Origin of the sequence: Brumimicrobium sp., assembly GCF_048268645.1 — a bacterium.
In the GTDB taxonomy this organism is placed as follows: domain Bacteria; phylum Bacteroidota; class Bacteroidia; order Flavobacteriales_D; family Crocinitomicaceae; genus Brumimicrobium; species Brumimicrobium ulvae.
Map to the genome: position 1 here is coordinate 69,015 of NZ_JBLWVE010000003.1, position 16,133 is coordinate 85,147.

Sequence of the window (16,133 nt, forward strand, 5' to 3'; positions counted from 1 at the left end):
TTCTTGAATATTTTACTGACTATACTTTATCTCTGTCTTTTTCTCCTGATCACTTATTGGATCAATAAGAAATACATGCCTAGAATAAATAAGATGACACTCTCTTTATTGTTCTTGGTTAAATTTGCTTATGCCTTATTTTTCTTGTACGTCTACACCTATCATTACGGAGGAGGAGAATTAACTGCTGATGCAGGAATGTTCTATAAAGAAAGTAAAATTCTACACGATGTTTTTGCACAGTCACCAGGTGATTTTTTTCAGTTCTTGTTTGGATTAAATGACGACCCTGAATTCATCAATAAATATTTAGACAACACCACTCACTGGAATGGAGGACAACGTTTTTTGCCCAATGATTCCCGACATGTAATTCGTGTAAATGCCCTTTTACATTTCATTTCAAATGGAGAGGTTATCATTCATTTTATTTTTCTCAGCTTCGCTTCTTTTATAGGAGGTGTAGATCTTTATCAATGGCTTAAAAAGAAGTCTAATCTTCCCCCAAGGTTTTTGCTAATTCTAATGACTTTAACTCCTAGTATTGCTTTCTGGGGAAGTAGCATCATTAAAGAACCATTAATGATTTTAGGACTTTGTCTATTTTTAAGGGGAGTATTTGATGATCTTTCTATCGGAAGAAAAGCCTGGCGCATTGTCATTGGTGGCGTATTAACTTTTGCATTTAAACCCTATGTTATACTTTGTTTGTTCGTGATGTTGTTGTTTTACCTGGTATTCAGTAAATTTTTCCAGAAACAATGGCTTGCTATACTAGCGTTTGGAACATTAGGAATTGGCGCTCTGGTTGGAACAGGATACGCCGACAAAATGGCCTATGTAATTTCGAATCAACAGGAAGACTTCATTAACCTAAGGGACGGTGGACTTTATATCCACGGAGACGAAGAACATTTTTACTACATCTATTATAGCAACCGGACTCATTTTTCATTCGAAGATGGAGTGGCCACTCTAGAAGAACCTGTTCATGCCTACTACATGAAAAAGAATGAAAACCATGAACGTTTTCCAATTTATCTCGACCAAGTTGGGAAGAGCTATCCAATATACCTAACCCTACAGGAAACAGGAAGTAAAGTTGAGGTGACATTGATCAAAGATAATTTCTGGCAAATGCTTTTGAATGGTCCTGAGGCAATTTTCAACTCCTTTCTCCAGCCTATTCCAAATAAAAATAGCTCTTGGCTTCAATACCCGGCTTTTGTCGAAAACTTGTTTCTTATTCTCGCTGCTGTGTTGAGCTTTTTTATCTTTCCTAAAACTCTAGAACAAAAAGACAAACGCATCACTGTATCCTTGGCCCTATTTGCACTTTTAATTGCGCTTATCGTTGGGTGGACCACTCCTGTTTCTGGAGCAATTGTACGCTACATTGTTCCAGCCCTCATTGCGACAGTAATTATATTCGCACTTAAATTTGACTACAATAAAATAAAGAAAGAACTGACTAAAGTGAAATCTTAAATTCTGTTCCAATCCCCTCTTGAGAATTAACGACAATTTTCCCTTTGTGCATATTGATGATGTTCAGGGTCGCTGTCATTCCTAAACCAAGTCCATTTTTACGGTTGGTAAAGAAAGGGTCAAATAAGTTCTTTTGCGTTTCTTCGTCCATTCCTTTTCCATTGTCCTTGATATAAATTACTGGATTTCCTTCTTCTAAAACCAAATCAATGTACAAGGTTGGATTAGGTGTATCCTCCATTGCTTCAATAGCATTAATAAAGATATTAACCAGTGCGATTTTGAGTTTCTCAGGATCCCATTCCCCTTCGATTGCATTGTTTGGGAATTGTTTCTTAAGGGTAATATTGAGTAATTCAACACGGTCTTGACAAAACTCTATCGCTGCATCAATAATGGTTTGAAGTTCAGAATGAACCCTTTCCAACTCTGGGGGGCGAGCCGACTTCAGTAGATCATCGATTAAATCAGAAATACGCATGGTATTGCGCTCAATCATTTGCTCAAGGACCTTGGCATCACTATCATCATCAGTTAAAGCAGATATTTCCCCCACTGCTAATCTAATATTCGTTAAGGGATTTCTAATTTCATGAGCTATCATTCTCGCCATACGTCCAGACATGCTCATTTTTTCAGCTTTTTTCAACTCAGCTTCTTGTTCCATGATTTTGGTTAAATCACTTATGGCAATATGATAGGTATTCCCATCGATATTTGAAGCTTTAGGTAAATGGGCTATGGACAAAATAGCTACAATATCCTGGTCTTTAGATTGATTAAGCAAAGTTGTTTTGAACCCTTTAATAAAACCATCTTGTGTCAGCTTACTGATAAAAGATTCGTAATCAAAATCATACTTAAACAATTCTTTAAAAGAAGATCCTTTCAAGGGTCTGTTTGAAGCGTTTATATCATGAAAAACTTCAATAAAAGCCGCATTGTATTCCATTATACATAGGTCTTCATCTAAAACCAAAAATGGCTCCATACTCAATTCAAATAAGCTACGGTATTTTTTCTCCTGTGCACGAATAAATCTTTGCTGATGATATCGTTCTAAAGCATAGCGCAGAGCCCGCTCAATAGTATCAACGCGAACCTCTCGCTTCACCAAGAAATCTGAAGCTCCCATAGCCATGGCTTTCTCATCGACCGTATAGTCACTTGATCCAGTGAGTAATATCAACGGTTTAAGAATGTTACGCGCTCTAATTTTCTCAATAATTTCAATTCCCTCTCCCTTTCCTAAAAAATGATCAATCAGGTAAATATCATGCTCATCTTTTAAAATTTCAGCCTCGGCTTCATCAAAATCATTACACCAATAAACGTCGTATTCTACTGTTTTTATTTTGGACAAATAATGACTCATGATCACATAGTCATCTTCATCATCTTCAATAATTAAAACCTTAACACTCATAAACTTTAGTTTATTGGAAGAAATACAATGAATGTTGCTCCATTTCCTTCACTGGATTCTGCAGTTATTCCACCCTTGTGATTCTCACAAATCTTCTTACAAATTGAGAGCCCTATCCCGGTCCCCTCATACGTTGAACGACCGTGTAAGCGCTGAAAAACAGCAAATATTTTATCGGTATACTTTTCGTCAAAACCTATCCCATTATCTGCCACTGTGATTTTCCAATACATCTGGGAATGGTCAATGGCTAGCTCATCAAAAGGCAAGGTCTCCGCTTTCACTAATTCACTTTTAATTGTTATGACAGGATCAACCTCTGGCTTTTTAAATTTGATGGCGTTACTAATTAAGTTTTGAAACAATTGACGCATCTGAATTGCATCAGCAAGGATGGAGTTGGGCAATGATTCAATCTGAATGTTTGCATTACTTTCCTTGATGGCAATCTCCAAGTCTCCCAAAACAGTTTCTACCACATCTTGCAAGTCAATTTTCTCAGAAATATCAAACTGTCTGGAAATACGTGAATACGAAAGTAAATCTTCTATTAATTCCTGCATTCGTTCAGCTGCTGATTGCATTCTATGAATATGTGAAACGACGGTTTTTTGATTAATTTTCTCCGAATTCAATTCTAATTCTATCATTTCACCAAACGTCCTGATTTTTCTCAGGGGTTCGTTTAAATCATGAGAGGCAACGTAGGCAAAGTTCTCGAGATTCTCATTCATTGAACTCAACTCTAAATTAATTTGGTTAATTTCCTTCAAAAACCTTTCACTTCTCAAAATTTCTTTCCTCATTTTGAAGAAACTGATGAACACGATAAGCATCATTACACCACCAAAAACAGTCAAAAGTAACATTGCATTTCTATTGGCAATTCCTGCATCCCTCTGATTACTTTCTCGCATTTCATTGTTAGCGTTTCGAATACTTTTTAAGGTGTTCAGAATTTTTTTAGTCGTTTCATTTCCTACCGACATTTGCTCCATTTGAATTTCCTTCGACATAGAGTTTTGCGTCATCATGTAATCGAGCACACTGATTCTTTGATAAATCAAATTGTTTAAAACTTCTGTTTCATCATCCGCAAAGTGATGCGCTGAACAATGATCTCCTAGCCGTTTAACATATTCTAAAAGCGCTTCCTTTTTATGTTGATATATGGCTTTACTTCCAGCCGAATGAGTAATCACATAACTATAGGCAGCACTTTCCAATTGAGAAGTATATTGAATAATCGCATTTGTTTTTTCAACAGTCACTCCATATTGTTCAGCTTGTCTTCCTGACTCCCAAGTTCGGTTAAGGAAAAATAATGATGTGATGAAATAGCCTGCAATTAACGCCAGCGATAACATCAAAAAATAATTATAGTAACTTAATTTTTTATCTTTTATCATTCTTCTAATAATCCATAAGCATTCAGCTTATTGTACAACGTTTTCCTATCAATTCCTAACACCTCTGCCGCTTTCGTTTTATTGTTATTGCTCAACGACAATACCCGAATAATGGCTTGTTTCTCTGCCGCTGCTGTAACATCTTTCAGAAGTAAAGAATCAGTTGGCTTACCCTTAACATTTGAACCTTTGTTTTTGTTCCAGTAAAAAATATCAGGATGAATAATTTCTTGAGGTAAATCATCCTTCTTTATTATTTTGGATTTTGCCATTAAAACAGCTCTTTTTATGGTGTTTTTCAATTCCCTAATATTACCTGGCCATGGATAGTCATACAGTACCTTCCAAGCTTCCTCGCTAACAGTTTCAACAGATTTATCTAACTCTTCGTTTGACTTTTTAAGGAAAAATTGAACAAATTCAGATAACTCGTCTTTATTTTTACGCAAAGGGTTAAGTTCAATTTTGAATTCATTGACTCTGTAATAAATATCTTCTCTAAAACTACCTTTATACATGGCTTCTTTTAAATCTTCATTCGTAGCTACAATAATACGAACATCTACAGGCATGTCTTTTTCACTACCCACCTTACGAATGACTCTTTCTTGCAAAACACGAAGTAATTTCACTTGATTTTCATAAGACAAATTACCAATTTCATCAAGAAACAAAGTTCCTCCATTGGCCATTTCAAAACTCCCTTTTTTATCAGAGGTCGCACCTGTAAAAGCACCTTTAACATGACCAAACAATTCACTTGACGCCAGTTCTTGCGGCAAAGCCCCGCAGTCTACCGGAATAAAAGGTCCATTTTTTCTTTTAGAGGCATTGTGAATCATTCTTGCTACAACCTCTTTACCAGTCCCACTTTCCCCTGTAATAACAACGGTCATATTGGTCGGAGAAACAACATCTATTAATTGCTGAACACGTTTAGAATAGGCGCTTTTAGGAATTAGAAATCCTTCTTGAGGTGGGATTGTTTTAGAGATTGGTTTTACCACCGGAAAATCATCATTTACTTCTTGAAGAGGTAAAGATTTATTCTGCATTTTTAAAGCATCTTCCACCAACAAGAAAATCTCTTCCGGAAAGATCGGTTTGGTAACATATTCATAGGCTCCAAGTCGAATGACCTTCACTGCTTGATTTACATCTGAATACCCTGTAATAACAATAATTGGAATTTGATGATCGATAGCTTTGATTTCCTCAAGGATTTGGAATCCATCTTTGTCGGGTAAACGAAAATCTGTGAGTACAATGTCAATCTTTTCTTTCTTTACGATTTCAATTCCTTCTGCACCTTTAAAAGCAATACGTACTTGGTATCCTTTCCGCTCAAAAAATCTTTTCAGCAACATGCAGATATCTACATCATCATCAATTATTAATAAAGTATCTTTCGCCATTTACTTTGCATTTAGCATCATTTGTAGATGTTCCACAAAAGTGTCCTTTTCGAAAGGTTTAGCCAATAGCCCGACCGCACCTAATTCTGTTGCACGTTGTTTCTCTTTGCAATGATTGAATGCTGTAATTACAAGTATTTTCACTTTTGGATTTACTTTTTTTAAAGCTGGAATTACATCAAATCCATATCCATCCTTTAGACATAAATCGAGCAATACAAAATCTGGAAGACTATTTTTTAACACCGTTGTTACCGCCTCAATTGAATCAGCTTCTATAATATCAAAGTCAAAGTGACGATTTACAATCGATTTGTACAATGCTTTGATATCACTTTCATCATCAACAATAAGTAAAACTGGGCGTTCCATGTGAAATTAATTTAATCCTTTAATTAGAAAACAACACAATCATCACTTGGTTCAAAAATAGCATAAATTAAGAGAGAACCTTTACTTCAACAAAGGAATTGTAGAAAATAATACACACTTTGTTTTCTTTTATTTAAAATAAAGAAAGTTCAATTGATCTGTATTAAAAAAATTTCTTACCAAAGGTAGAATTTGATCTTCTCCTTTTTTTGAACGAAAAACATTTAATTTATTTATTCCTGTAAAATCGAGGTATAGTTTATTACTCTGTGTTGATTCGTCTATAACTTTAACGACTAATTTTTGATGTTTTGAAAAACATGTATTAAGCCATCGATCTATCTTTCCTTTTGCTTTTTCTTTGCGTATATCTTTAAGGTTATTGATCATAGGTTGAAATCCGATCGGACTAGATTTAAGTTGAATAACAATATACAAAGGTTCAACCGTTCGACTAAACAAACACAGCTTGCTTTGGAACTCTGCTTGGAGTTCTTCTTCTAGTATGAACAGTAAATTTGCTTCCACTCTACAAAACTCGACAATTTATTAGTCAAGATTACTGATTCATACAAGAAATTAAAATGATAAAAATCAGTATTTGTCGATTCGGTAAAAGTCTTTAATCAATTAAGCCTCATTTTACTGTGCTAGTGAATATAAAAAACAGTCAACTTAAAACACGCTCTCTATCCTCAATAGTCTTTTTTAATAAAAGATTTTATCTCATTGACTTGTTTTTGGATCCCTTTAACAGACTTGAGTAAATCATTTTCAGAGATGGTCACTTCCGGCAAATCGTGAGCAATGTAATTCACAAACTTCCAAATTTCAATCACTTCATTAATATCAAGTAGATAGGGCTCGTATAGCGGATTAGTAGAAGACAACTGAATCACATTTTCCTTTCCTGGAATTTTATTCACTATCTTAAAAACAATTCCTTCCTCTTTGGTAATTATGATGTAGGGTTGATTATTTTTAATTGTTTCCCAGTTTTGGACGTACTCAGCAACAACATGTGAACCTGATGAAACTGGAGGCATACTATCACCTGAAATTGGAAAGGAGCGGTATTTCCTATCTTTTTTCAAAAACGGTAATTGAAAGGTGGGTAAGACTTTGATATAATCAGGATCGGCATAACCTAAAGTATAACCTGCGCTGGCTTTTTGTGGAACCATTTCAATTACATCGTTGTTTTCTTCAGAAACCATGGCTGTCAAAACGCGAAGCTTCCTTCCTTTCACATCAGCATAAACTCCTTTTTCAATGGCTTGCCAATCACTCTCTGTCAACTCATTCATGTTTCTTTTCAAAAGGTCATCCATTGGAATACGGTAAAACTTACTCATTTTCACCAAATTCTCTATTCCAGGCTCTGCAACTCCATTCTCATATCCAGAATAGGAAGAACGGGTTAAACCCAATTCTTTAGCCACGTCTTCTTGTGACATTTTACGATATTTCCTGAGTAATTTAAGATTAGATGCTAAATAAATCTCCATTTTTCGCCGATTAAATGTTTATATATTAATCAAATATACGAAAATATTTTAAGCAAACTAAATGTGTTTCAAAATAAAAGAAACTGACTTCTCAAAAAAATGAACGTATTTTTCTTACGTCTTCACCTCCTACTTTTATCAATCCATCTGCAATTAGCTATCACAACCCATAAAAGAATGAACTCTAATTCGAAACCTCAATTGATCTCACCTCTATGCTCTTGCTCAATACATAATACTGTCTTGCTCTTGCTCAATACTCAATACTGTTTTGGGTCAGTCTCAAAAACTAGGGAGGAATTCATCCTCACTTATTGAGCGACAAGTGATGGATTTAATCACGTTTGTGCTTAAAACTTTAATGATACAGTTTGTTCTAATTATTTAAAAACGCCGTTAAAACGGCTAAGCTTACGATGTCTTAAATTATTGAATGCGGGATGAATCCCGCATCAATAAGTGATTGATGGTTTTAACCACTTTTATGCTTAAAACGCTAAATAATCCTAATTCGGATTGATAAGCATTAATGCTTAATCCCCAACATTTAGTCTTGATCCACATTTATTATTATTAAAAAACATAATTCAATATAGAAACAAAAAAGCCCAGACAGAAATGTCTGGGCTTTTGGGGTGGAAGATCGGTCTCGAACCGACGACCTCCTGAACCACAATCAGGCGCTCTAACCAACTGAGCTACAACCACCATAATATCATATGCTTCTCTTTTACAATTCTCATCAAACGATAAAAAGAATAATCACTATATATTCTGATTTATAAATCTGAACCGTTGTTCAAATCGGATGCAAATATATAGAAAATAAAATCAATCAAAACTTTTCATCGGCACTTTTTTATAAAAAAAAGTTTCTACTTTGAAACTCTGCTGTAAATCAGCGTTTTGTTTAAATTCATTTCTATAAAAAATCCAGAGTCTTAGACTTTATTCCTTATAAACTGTTGATAACATACCAAAAAAGACTGCTTTCCTTAATATACATACAGTATATTTGTAAAAAATCGTTGAGATGATAAAAATTGGATTAATAGGCGCAGGACATTTAGGAAAGATACATTTACGTTTAATTAAGGAGCTTCCAGAAGTATTTGAGTTAGTTGGAATCTATGACAGCAACCCTATACAGGCTGCTGAAGTCAGTAAGGCATATGATTGTAAAGCCTTTTCTTCTGCTGAAGCATTAATCGACGAAGTAGATTGTGTTGATATTGTAACGCCAACAACTTCACATTTTGAAATGGCCTCGATGGCCATCAAACGCTCTACACATGTTTTCATCGAAAAACCAGTTACACAAACGACCTATGAAGCCCGTGCATTATTAGCACTTGCAGAAGAAGCAAATGTAAAAGTGCAAGTAGGACATGTGGAACGCTTTAACCCAGCATTTAGAGCTGCAATTCCCTATTTTGACCAACCTATGTTTATTGAAACACATCGTTTGGCTCAATTTAATCCACGTGGTACAGATGTTCCTGTTATTTTAGATTTAATGATTCACGACATTGATGCTATTCTTAGTGTTGTAAAATCTAGCGTACGTAAAATATCTGCTTCGGGAGTTGCGGTTGTTTCAGACACACCTGACATTGCCAACGCACGTATTGAATTTGACAATGGTTGTGTTGCTAACTTAACAGCATCAAGAATTTCACTTAAAAACATGCGTAAATCTAGATTTTTCCAAAAGGATGCGTATATCAGCGTTGATTTTCTCGAGAAGGAAATGGAAGTTGTTCAAATGGAAACTTTGGAAGGAGAACCTGGACCTTATGACATGGTCATGGAAATGGGGAACGGCAAACCATCCAAAAAAATCATTTTTGACAAACCTGAAATTGAGGAGATTAATGCTATTAAAGAAGAACTCCGTACATTTGCAGAAGCAATTCATAATGACACTACCCCAATTGTGTCTTTAGAAGATGGTTTGTTGGCTTTAGATGTTGCGGAACAAATTCTCGAAAAATTAAAAATGAGCGGATCGTTAATTGAAAAGTAATATTCTTTACTTTTTAACGTTTCCTCCTAAAATTCATTGTAATGAAACACATTTTTACATATACAATTGTAGCCTTACTTATTTTCTCATGCGCTAAAGATCAACCTGAAGTAGCTTGGTTAAAAATTGACAAATGGGATCTTGTTGCTAATCCTGACGCTGAAAATCCTCAAGGTGAATTGTCTCACAACCTCAACCAGGTTTTTGTGAATATGGATGGAAAAAGTCTAGGTATGTATGAATTACCTGCTAAAATTCCAATTATTGGAGACGGAGCTCATGAGTTTGTACTTATTCCAGGCATCATTGTGAATGGAATTGGAGAAACCAAAAAAAGATATCCTTTCGCAGAGCAATTTAAAGAGATCATCACCCTAAAGAAGAATGACACGGTTTCCGTTTCACCAAAAACACGTTACTATTCCGCTTTAAATTTTTTAATTGAAGATTTTGAAAGTCCGAGCATGCAAGTAGATGTTGCTACAGAATCTACCGCTACCCTAGGGAGAAGCAGTGACCCTGAAATTTTAGTTTGGGGAAATAAGTATGGAGACATTCAATTGAATGATGCTGATTCTTCCATTTCATTTGTGACTAATTTTCAAACGGTTTTACCTAAACTAGGAACAGAGGTGTTTTTAGAATTTGATTACATGAATACCAACTCTATGTTAACAAGTACAATCGCATATGGAAATGGGAATTACTATGAAAATCCTTACATCATTGTTGCCCCACAAGAAGAAAATGAAGCAAAATGGAAACATGCCTATATCGATTTAAAGGAAAATATCTCATATCATCAAACAACACCAATTAACGAAGTTCAATTCACATTGATCCTTGATGAATTGGGGACATCTAAATACTTCTATATCGACAATATTAAGTTGATCTACCCATAGCTTGAGCATGAATCAAAAAAGGTTAAAAACATTATTCATTTCAGTTGACCTACTTACAGCTGGAATTGCTTGGGCACTTTTTTTCTTTTACAGAAAAACATTTATCGAACAGGTCCCATTTGAAACTTCAGACCGATTTTTCATTGGACTTATTGCTGTCCCAATATTCTGGTTAGCCGTATATTTCGTTTTGGGTACCTACAACAACCTTCGCAGAATGTATTTCATGCGCATTCTCTCCTACTCTATGCGCTCATTTCTCTTAGGAACTTTAGGAATTTTCTTTTTCCTTATTCTTGACGATGAAGTATTCATTCATACAGATTATTACAAATTATTGATCGCTTTATTTGTAATCCACTCCACCCTAACACTTATCCCTAGATTGATTATCACGAACTACCTGGTCAAACAAATTGCAACAAGAAAATCTGGATTCAGAACCTTGTTGATTGGAGGGAGTAAAAAAGCGGTTGACATTTATAAAGAAGTTGAAGGACTACCCAAAGGAACAGGATCTATTTTTGTTGGATTCATTAACCTTAACGGTATTGACAATGAGTTATCAACACAACTTCCTCATTTAGGTCACTTAGAAAATCTTGAAAGAATTATCGATGAAAACAATATTGAGGAAGTAATTATTGCCTTAGACTCATCGGAGCACGAACGTTTAAAACGCATTATCACCCGTTTACAAGGTCGAGAAATCACCATAAAAATTGCTGCTAACATGTATGATTTATTGAGTGGTAGCGTTAAAATGACCAATATTTTCGGAGCACTACTCATTGAAGTCAATGATGATTTAATGCCACATTGGCAATTTGTAGTAAAACGCCTTATGGATTTAGTGGCCTCAACAATCGCTATTATTCTGTTACTTCCAGTTTACATCGTACTTGGCATTATGGTCAAATCAACATCCAAAGGACCAGTATTTTTCTTGCAAGAACGCGTGGGCAAAAATGGAGTTCCATTCAACATTATTAAGTTCAGAACAATGGTGGTAGATGCCGAGAAAGCAGGCCCTCAGCTTTCCTCTAGCAATGACAATCGCATCACGAAAATCGGAAAGTTTATGCGCAAAGTTCGACTCGATGAAATCCCCCAATTTTGGAATGTAATCAAAGGAGAAATGTCACTGGTCGGTCCACGACCTGAAAGACAATTTTTTATTGATAAAATTGCAGAACGTGAACCACAGTTTTTACAATTGACAAAGGTTAAACCTGGGATTACTTCGTGGGGACAAGTTAAATTTGGATATGCAGAAAATGTGGATGAAATGCTTCAACGCATGAAATACGACTTACTTTACATTAAGAATATGTCCATTGCTATAGACCTTAAAATTTTACTTTATACCATAGGTATAGTGTTAAAAGGAAGTGGAAAGTAATTATTGATACTTGCAGCTAATAAATTATTGAAATTTTCTTTTCTAAAGTTCCAAAATATTGTCAGTTTAATTCTATCTTTGACCCCGATGGAAACGCAAGTAATTCTCAACGCAAAGCAGTTTGATCTCACCCTGCAACGGCTCTGTCGACAACTCATTGAAAATCATAATGATTTCTCAAACACCGTTTTAATTGGATTACAACCCCGAGGGATAAGTGTATTGAATCGTTTAAAAATTCTAATCGAAGAAATCTTAGACAAGGAAATTCAATGCGGAAATCTGGACATCACATTTCACAGAGATGACTTTAGAAGACGTGCCACACCTCTTATTCCTAGTGTAACAAATATTGATTTCTCCTTAGAAAATAAAAACATCGTCCTGATTGATGATGTGCTTTATACCGGACGAACGATCCGTGCAGGTTTAGACGCCATGCTCGCCTACGGACGTCCAAACAAGGTTGAATTACTGACTTTTGTTGACCGAAGATTTAAACGCCACCTCCCCATTCAAGCGGATTACATAGGAAAAACAGTAGATTCACTCGTTTCAGAACGCGTAAGTGTAGAATGGAAAGAAATAGAAGGAGAAGATAAAGTGTTATTATATACCCCAGAAAGCAATGGATAATTTAAGTGTTGGACATTTAATTGGAATTGAAGATCTCACTGCAAGAGACATCGAAATTATTTTTGAAACTGCAGATCGATTTAAAGAAGTTATCAATCGCCCGATAAAGAAAGTACCTTCACTACGTGACATTACCATTGCTAATGTTTTTTTTGAAAACTCGACAAGAACAAAGCTCTCATTTGAACTCGCTGAAAAAAGACTCAGTGCAGATGTAGTGAACTTTAGCGCAGGAAGTAGCTCCGTAAAAAAAGGAGAAACATTAGTGGATACCGTTAACAATATTCTTTCAATGAAAGTCGACATGGTAGTCATGCGTCACCCCAATCCAGGAGCAGCAAAATTCTTATCGGAACGGGTTAATGCCAGAGTCATCAATGCAGGAGATGGAACACACGAACATCCAACACAAGCTTTACTAGACAGTTACTCTATACGTGAAAAACTAGGAAGTGTTAAAGGCAAAAAAGTAGTAATCGTAGGAGACATCTTACATTCACGTGTTGCATTATCGAACATCTACGCCCTTCAAAAACAAGGTGCAGAAGTTATGGTCTGCGGCCCAACCACCCTTATCCCTAAATACATTCATGAATTAGGGGTTAAGGTAGAGCATAATCTTCGCAAAGCACTAGAATGGTGTGACGTTGCAAACATGTTGCGTATTCAATTGGAAAGACAAGACATTCAGTACTTTCCTTCGCTTAGAGAATACACTATGCTTTATGGTTTAGATAAAAAACTCTTAAATAGTCTAGACAAAGAGATTGTTGTTATGCATCCTGGTCCAATCAACCGAGGAGTCGAAATAACGAGCGATGTTGCCGACAGCAAGCAATCCATCATCCTTAATCAGGTCGAAAATGGAGTAGCTGTTCGCATGGCCGTAATATACTTATTAGCCGCAAAGATAGATCGTTGATAAATTTTATTATTTTTGGATAAACGCAAGCAACAAAATGAACTTTACAGTAATAAACCATACAAACTATAGCATTATATCTTCTGAGGTTGACAAACTCAACAGCACAAACGCTTCTGAGCTAAAAACCAGCATCTTAAATTTAAACAAGGAGAATGTAAGTCATTTAATTATTGATTTATCTAAAACTTCTTATTGTGATTCCTCTGGATTAAGTGCTTTGCTTTCTGCCAATAGATTGTGTAAAAATTCAAATGGGAAATTTATCTTAACGGGGCTTCAACCAAATGTTAAAAAGATGATTGAAATTGCACAGCTACACAGGGTACTTTCTATAACAGAAACCTTAGAAGAAGCAGAAAAAGCGATGCCTTAAACTTATGAGTTTCAATGTCACCATCTTAGGTTCAGGAGCTGCGGTCCCAACTTTAAAAAGAGGTACTACAGCACAACTCATCAACTGTCAACAACGCTCTATCTTAATTGATTGCGGAGAAGCTACTCAGCTTCAAATGCGAAGATTCAAAGTCAAATTTCAAAACATTCAACTTGTACTGATTTCACATTTACATGGAGACCATGTTTTTGGACTCCCAGGATTAATCAGCACCATGCAACTATTGGGAAGAAAATCTCCCATGACATTGATTGGTCCAAAAGGTTTAAAAGAATTTCTACTCTCTCAATTCAAATTGGTAGGATTATACAATGGATTTACCTTAAACTTTATCGAATTAGACCCTGAATTTGAAGGCCTTGTTTTTGAAGACAAGTGTCTAAGAATAAATAGTTTTCCTTTAAACCATAGGATTGCCACACATGGATATCGCATTGATGAAAAGCCAGGAAATAGAAGACTGGATAAAGAAGCTTTTGACCAAACGGGTGTGAGTACTTCTTATATCAACAAATTAATTTCAGGAGAAGACATCGTTGACAACAATGGCATAATGGTTCGTTCAGAAGACGTTACTTATTCGCCAAAACCAACAAAGTCATACGCATTTTGTTCCGATACAGCTTACCACCCACCTATCATTGAGCATTTAAAAAACGTTGATTTGCTTTATCATGAGGCCACATTTATAGACAAAGAAAGTGAACGCGCTTCAGAGACCTTTCATTCTACAGCAAAGCAAGCGGCAACAATTGCATTAAAAGCCAATGCAAAACGGTTGATTCTAGGTCACTTCTCTGCACGATACAAATCAATGGAAAATCATTTAGAAGAAGCTCAAACGATCTTCGAGCGTGTTTTTGTACCTGAAGATGGAGAATTCTTCAACGTATAACTAAAGAATCAGGGAGCGACTTTCTTTCTCCAAAAGTTTCTAATTCACTCAACAATATCGAACATTTCCGCTGCTTTTTTACGGGAAAATGCATTAAAGTGCCACCATTCAGTTTGAATCACCCAGAATCCTCCTGCCCTCATTACCTGTCTCAGCAACTTTCTATTTTGAACTTGGTGTGGTGTCAAGTCTCCAGATGCTAAAAATTGTTCCTCATGTCTTGGATAAGCAATTTTCCTCAAATCATCATACCCTGCTCCCATATCAAACCACTGATCAGAATTTTTATTTTTAATGGTCAAATCAACCGCACAACCATAATTATGAATACTTCCATTAGCTGGATTACTTACAAATTTAATTCTGTCATTAAAAGGAATCGTATCAAGTGCATCCCACATGGCTTGTTGAACAGAACGTGGTCGAGTGCCATCAAATACTAGTAAAGTGAGAGATGAGTCGATTTTCTGCAAAGCCTTTTGTGCCAATGACAATCTTTCGGCGACAACAGGCTGAAGGTAGACCTTATGATAATCGCGATAAAGCACTTGTCCCATAAAGTTATCAGTAGTTGCATACTTCACATCCACTTGAATAGTCGAATCAACACTTTGAATATCAACAAGACCAGCGGCCAACATCTTTTTTTCTAAGGCGCTAATTTCTTGAACAGTATCAATAATTTCTTGATCTTTTTCAAATAAAGAATCATTATCCCACACCTCTTGACCTTCTATAGCAGGTACTTTATCAATAGGTATCTCAATTGATTCCTGCACTTCTTCACCGTTACAAGCAAAAAGCAAAAGTATTATGAACAGTAAAATACATTTATTCGACATCATGACTAATTTCAATTCTTACAAAGGTAAAGTTATTAACATCTTAGGAAAAGTATAGGAAGAATGAAATAAAAACAAAATATTTGTATTTTGGTCATTAAATATTCATGATATGAACGAGGAGCAGAACTATGAAAGTCAGCAAGAAGTACACTCAAAAGTAGTCCGTGCTGGAAAAAGAACCTATTTTTTCGATGTAAAGTCAACACGTAATAATGATTTATACTTAACGATCACGGAAAGCAAAAAGTCTATTCAAAATGGGAAAACCACTTTTCAAAAGCACAAGATATTTCTATACAAAGAAGATTTCGAAAAATTCAGTGATGCTTTAGGCGAGTCCATTAATAAAATTAACGAGCTTAAACAAGAGGGGAAATTTGCAGAGGCAGAAACAGACCTATCTGACTTCTCCTCAGTTGATTTTGAGGATTTACCGTAGAGGTACTGATTTTCTAACAAAAATCTGTTACTATAAATTTACGATTTT

16 protein-coding genes and 1 tRNA gene are annotated in these 16,133 nt (G+C 35.5%); 9 read left to right on the top strand and 8 right to left on the bottom strand.

Translation table 11 applies throughout. The features are described from left to right. Window positions 1-75 precede the first annotated feature (75 nt). Window positions 76-1,488 carry a hypothetical protein gene (locus ACN0U3_RS04340; protein WP_417265283.1) on the top strand — a complete coding sequence of 471 codons (1,413 nt, stop codon included), beginning with the start codon at window positions 76-78 and terminating at the stop codon, window positions 1,486-1,488. On the opposite strand, the gene ACN0U3_RS04345 is transcribed toward ACN0U3_RS04340, so the two are convergent. The 7 genes from ACN0U3_RS04345 to ACN0U3_RS04375 form a co-directional block, all read right to left on the bottom strand. Further along, window positions 1,472-2,914, bottom strand: coding sequence for a hybrid sensor histidine kinase/response regulator (locus ACN0U3_RS04345; protein ID WP_299201840.1), 1,443 nt, complete (start codon window positions 2,912-2,914; stop codon window positions 1,472-1,474). The two genes, ACN0U3_RS04340 and ACN0U3_RS04345, sit on opposite strands and share 17 nt — an antisense overlap. 5 nt (window positions 2,915-2,919) lie before the next feature. Further along, window positions 2,920-4,323 carry a sensor histidine kinase gene (locus ACN0U3_RS04350; protein ID WP_417265284.1) on the bottom strand — a complete coding sequence of 468 codons (1,404 nt, stop codon included), beginning with the start codon at window positions 4,321-4,323 and terminating at the stop codon, window positions 2,920-2,922. After that, complete coding sequence (locus ACN0U3_RS04355) at window positions 4,320-5,738, bottom strand: sigma-54-dependent transcriptional regulator (RefSeq protein ID WP_417265285.1); 1,419 nt, start codon at window positions 5,736-5,738, stop codon at window positions 4,320-4,322. The genes ACN0U3_RS04350 and ACN0U3_RS04355 overlap by 4 nt, the downstream gene beginning before the upstream one ends. After that, window positions 5,739-6,110 carry a response regulator gene (locus ACN0U3_RS04360; protein WP_299201831.1) on the bottom strand — a complete coding sequence of 124 codons (372 nt, stop codon included), beginning with the start codon at window positions 6,108-6,110 and terminating at the stop codon, window positions 5,739-5,741. 129 nt (window positions 6,111-6,239) lie between these two features. Further along, window positions 6,240-6,638, bottom strand: coding sequence for a hypothetical protein (locus ACN0U3_RS04365; protein ID WP_299201828.1), 399 nt, complete (start codon window positions 6,636-6,638; stop codon window positions 6,240-6,242). 167 nt (window positions 6,639-6,805) lie between these two features. Then, the gene (locus tag ACN0U3_RS04370; RefSeq protein ID WP_299201825.1) at window positions 6,806-7,618 is read right to left on the bottom strand and encodes an XRE family transcriptional regulator; all 813 of its coding nucleotides are present in this window, start codon (window positions 7,616-7,618) and stop codon (window positions 6,806-6,808) included. 631 nt (window positions 7,619-8,249) lie between these two features. Further along, window positions 8,250-8,326: transfer RNA gene (locus ACN0U3_RS04375), tRNA-His, on the bottom strand. Window positions 8,327-8,651: 325 nt separating this feature from the next. Here ACN0U3_RS04375 and ACN0U3_RS04380 point away from each other — a divergent pair. From ACN0U3_RS04380 to ACN0U3_RS04410, 7 genes are all read left to right on the top strand, one after another. After that, window positions 8,652-9,644 carry a Gfo/Idh/MocA family protein gene (locus ACN0U3_RS04380; RefSeq protein ID WP_417265286.1) on the top strand — a complete coding sequence of 331 codons (993 nt, stop codon included), beginning with the start codon at window positions 8,652-8,654 and terminating at the stop codon, window positions 9,642-9,644. A gap of 41 nt (window positions 9,645-9,685) precedes the next feature. Beyond that, window positions 9,686-10,549, top strand: coding sequence for a hypothetical protein (locus ACN0U3_RS04385; RefSeq protein ID WP_417265287.1), 864 nt, complete (start codon window positions 9,686-9,688; stop codon window positions 10,547-10,549). Window positions 10,550-10,556: 7 nt separating this feature from the next. Continuing rightward, the gene (locus ACN0U3_RS04390) at window positions 10,557-11,951 is read left to right on the top strand and encodes a sugar transferase (RefSeq protein WP_417265288.1); all 1,395 of its coding nucleotides are present in this window, start codon (window positions 10,557-10,559) and stop codon (window positions 11,949-11,951) included. An 87-nt stretch (window positions 11,952-12,038) separates the two neighbouring features. Further along, on the top strand, window positions 12,039-12,587 hold the full coding sequence (pyrR, locus tag ACN0U3_RS04395; RefSeq protein ID WP_417265289.1) for a bifunctional pyr operon transcriptional regulator/uracil phosphoribosyltransferase PyrR: 549 nt from the start codon (window positions 12,039-12,041) through the stop codon (window positions 12,585-12,587). Beyond that, window positions 12,580-13,509, top strand: coding sequence for an aspartate carbamoyltransferase catalytic subunit (locus tag ACN0U3_RS04400; protein ID WP_299201810.1), 930 nt, complete (start codon window positions 12,580-12,582; stop codon window positions 13,507-13,509). The genes pyrR and ACN0U3_RS04400 overlap by 8 nt, the downstream gene beginning before the upstream one ends. Window positions 13,510-13,546: 37 nt before the next feature. Beyond that, window positions 13,547-13,885 carry an STAS domain-containing protein gene (locus tag ACN0U3_RS04405; RefSeq protein ID WP_299201807.1) on the top strand — a complete coding sequence of 113 codons (339 nt, stop codon included), beginning with the start codon at window positions 13,547-13,549 and terminating at the stop codon, window positions 13,883-13,885. Between the two features lie 4 nt (window positions 13,886-13,889). After that, the gene (locus ACN0U3_RS04410) at window positions 13,890-14,801 is read left to right on the top strand and encodes a ribonuclease Z (protein ID WP_417265290.1); all 912 of its coding nucleotides are present in this window, start codon (window positions 13,890-13,892) and stop codon (window positions 14,799-14,801) included. Window positions 14,802-14,845: 44 nt separating this feature from the next. On the opposite strand, the gene ACN0U3_RS04415 is transcribed toward ACN0U3_RS04410, so the two are convergent. Continuing rightward, window positions 14,846-15,646, bottom strand: coding sequence for a M15 family metallopeptidase (locus ACN0U3_RS04415; RefSeq protein WP_417265291.1), 801 nt, complete (start codon window positions 15,644-15,646; stop codon window positions 14,846-14,848). Window positions 15,647-15,755: 109 nt separating this feature from the next. Between ACN0U3_RS04415 and ACN0U3_RS04420 the strand changes: the two genes are divergently transcribed. Beyond that, window positions 15,756-16,085: a DUF3276 family protein gene (locus ACN0U3_RS04420; protein ID WP_299201798.1), complete on the top strand. Its 330-nt coding sequence runs from the start codon at window positions 15,756-15,758 to the stop codon at window positions 16,083-16,085. Window positions 16,086-16,133 lie beyond the last annotated feature (48 nt).

Coding starts and splice junctions, on each gene's coding strand:
- ACN0U3_RS04340 (WP_417265283.1), top strand. CDS start 76: ATGCCTAGAATAAATAAGATGACACTCTCTTTATTGTTCTTGGTTAAA.
- ACN0U3_RS04345 (WP_299201840.1), bottom strand. CDS start 2,914: ATGAGTGTTAAGGTTTTAATTATTGAAGATGATGAAGATGACTATGTG.
- ACN0U3_RS04350 (WP_417265284.1), bottom strand. CDS start 4,323: ATGATAAAAGATAAAAAATTAAGTTACTATAATTATTTTTTGATGTTA.
- ACN0U3_RS04355 (WP_417265285.1), bottom strand. CDS start 5,738: ATGGCGAAAGATACTTTATTAATAATTGATGATGATGTAGATATCTGC.
- ACN0U3_RS04360 (WP_299201831.1), bottom strand. CDS start 6,110: ATGGAACGCCCAGTTTTACTTATTGTTGATGATGAAAGTGATATCAAA.
- ACN0U3_RS04370 (WP_299201825.1), bottom strand. CDS start 7,618: ATGGAGATTTATTTAGCATCTAATCTTAAATTACTCAGGAAATATCGT.
- ACN0U3_RS04380 (WP_417265286.1), top strand. CDS start 8,652: ATGATAAAAATTGGATTAATAGGCGCAGGACATTTAGGAAAGATACAT.
- ACN0U3_RS04385 (WP_417265287.1), top strand. CDS start 9,686: ATGAAACACATTTTTACATATACAATTGTAGCCTTACTTATTTTCTCA.
- ACN0U3_RS04390 (WP_417265288.1), top strand. CDS start 10,557: ATGAATCAAAAAAGGTTAAAAACATTATTCATTTCAGTTGACCTACTT.
- pyrR (WP_417265289.1), top strand. CDS start 12,039: ATGGAAACGCAAGTAATTCTCAACGCAAAGCAGTTTGATCTCACCCTG.
- ACN0U3_RS04400 (WP_299201810.1), top strand. CDS start 12,580: ATGGATAATTTAAGTGTTGGACATTTAATTGGAATTGAAGATCTCACT.
- ACN0U3_RS04405 (WP_299201807.1), top strand. CDS start 13,547: ATGAACTTTACAGTAATAAACCATACAAACTATAGCATTATATCTTCT.
- ACN0U3_RS04410 (WP_417265290.1), top strand. CDS start 13,890: ATGAGTTTCAATGTCACCATCTTAGGTTCAGGAGCTGCGGTCCCAACT.
- ACN0U3_RS04415 (WP_417265291.1), bottom strand. CDS start 15,646: ATGATGTCGAATAAATGTATTTTACTGTTCATAATACTTTTGCTTTTT.
- ACN0U3_RS04420 (WP_299201798.1), top strand. CDS start 15,756: ATGAACGAGGAGCAGAACTATGAAAGTCAGCAAGAAGTACACTCAAAA.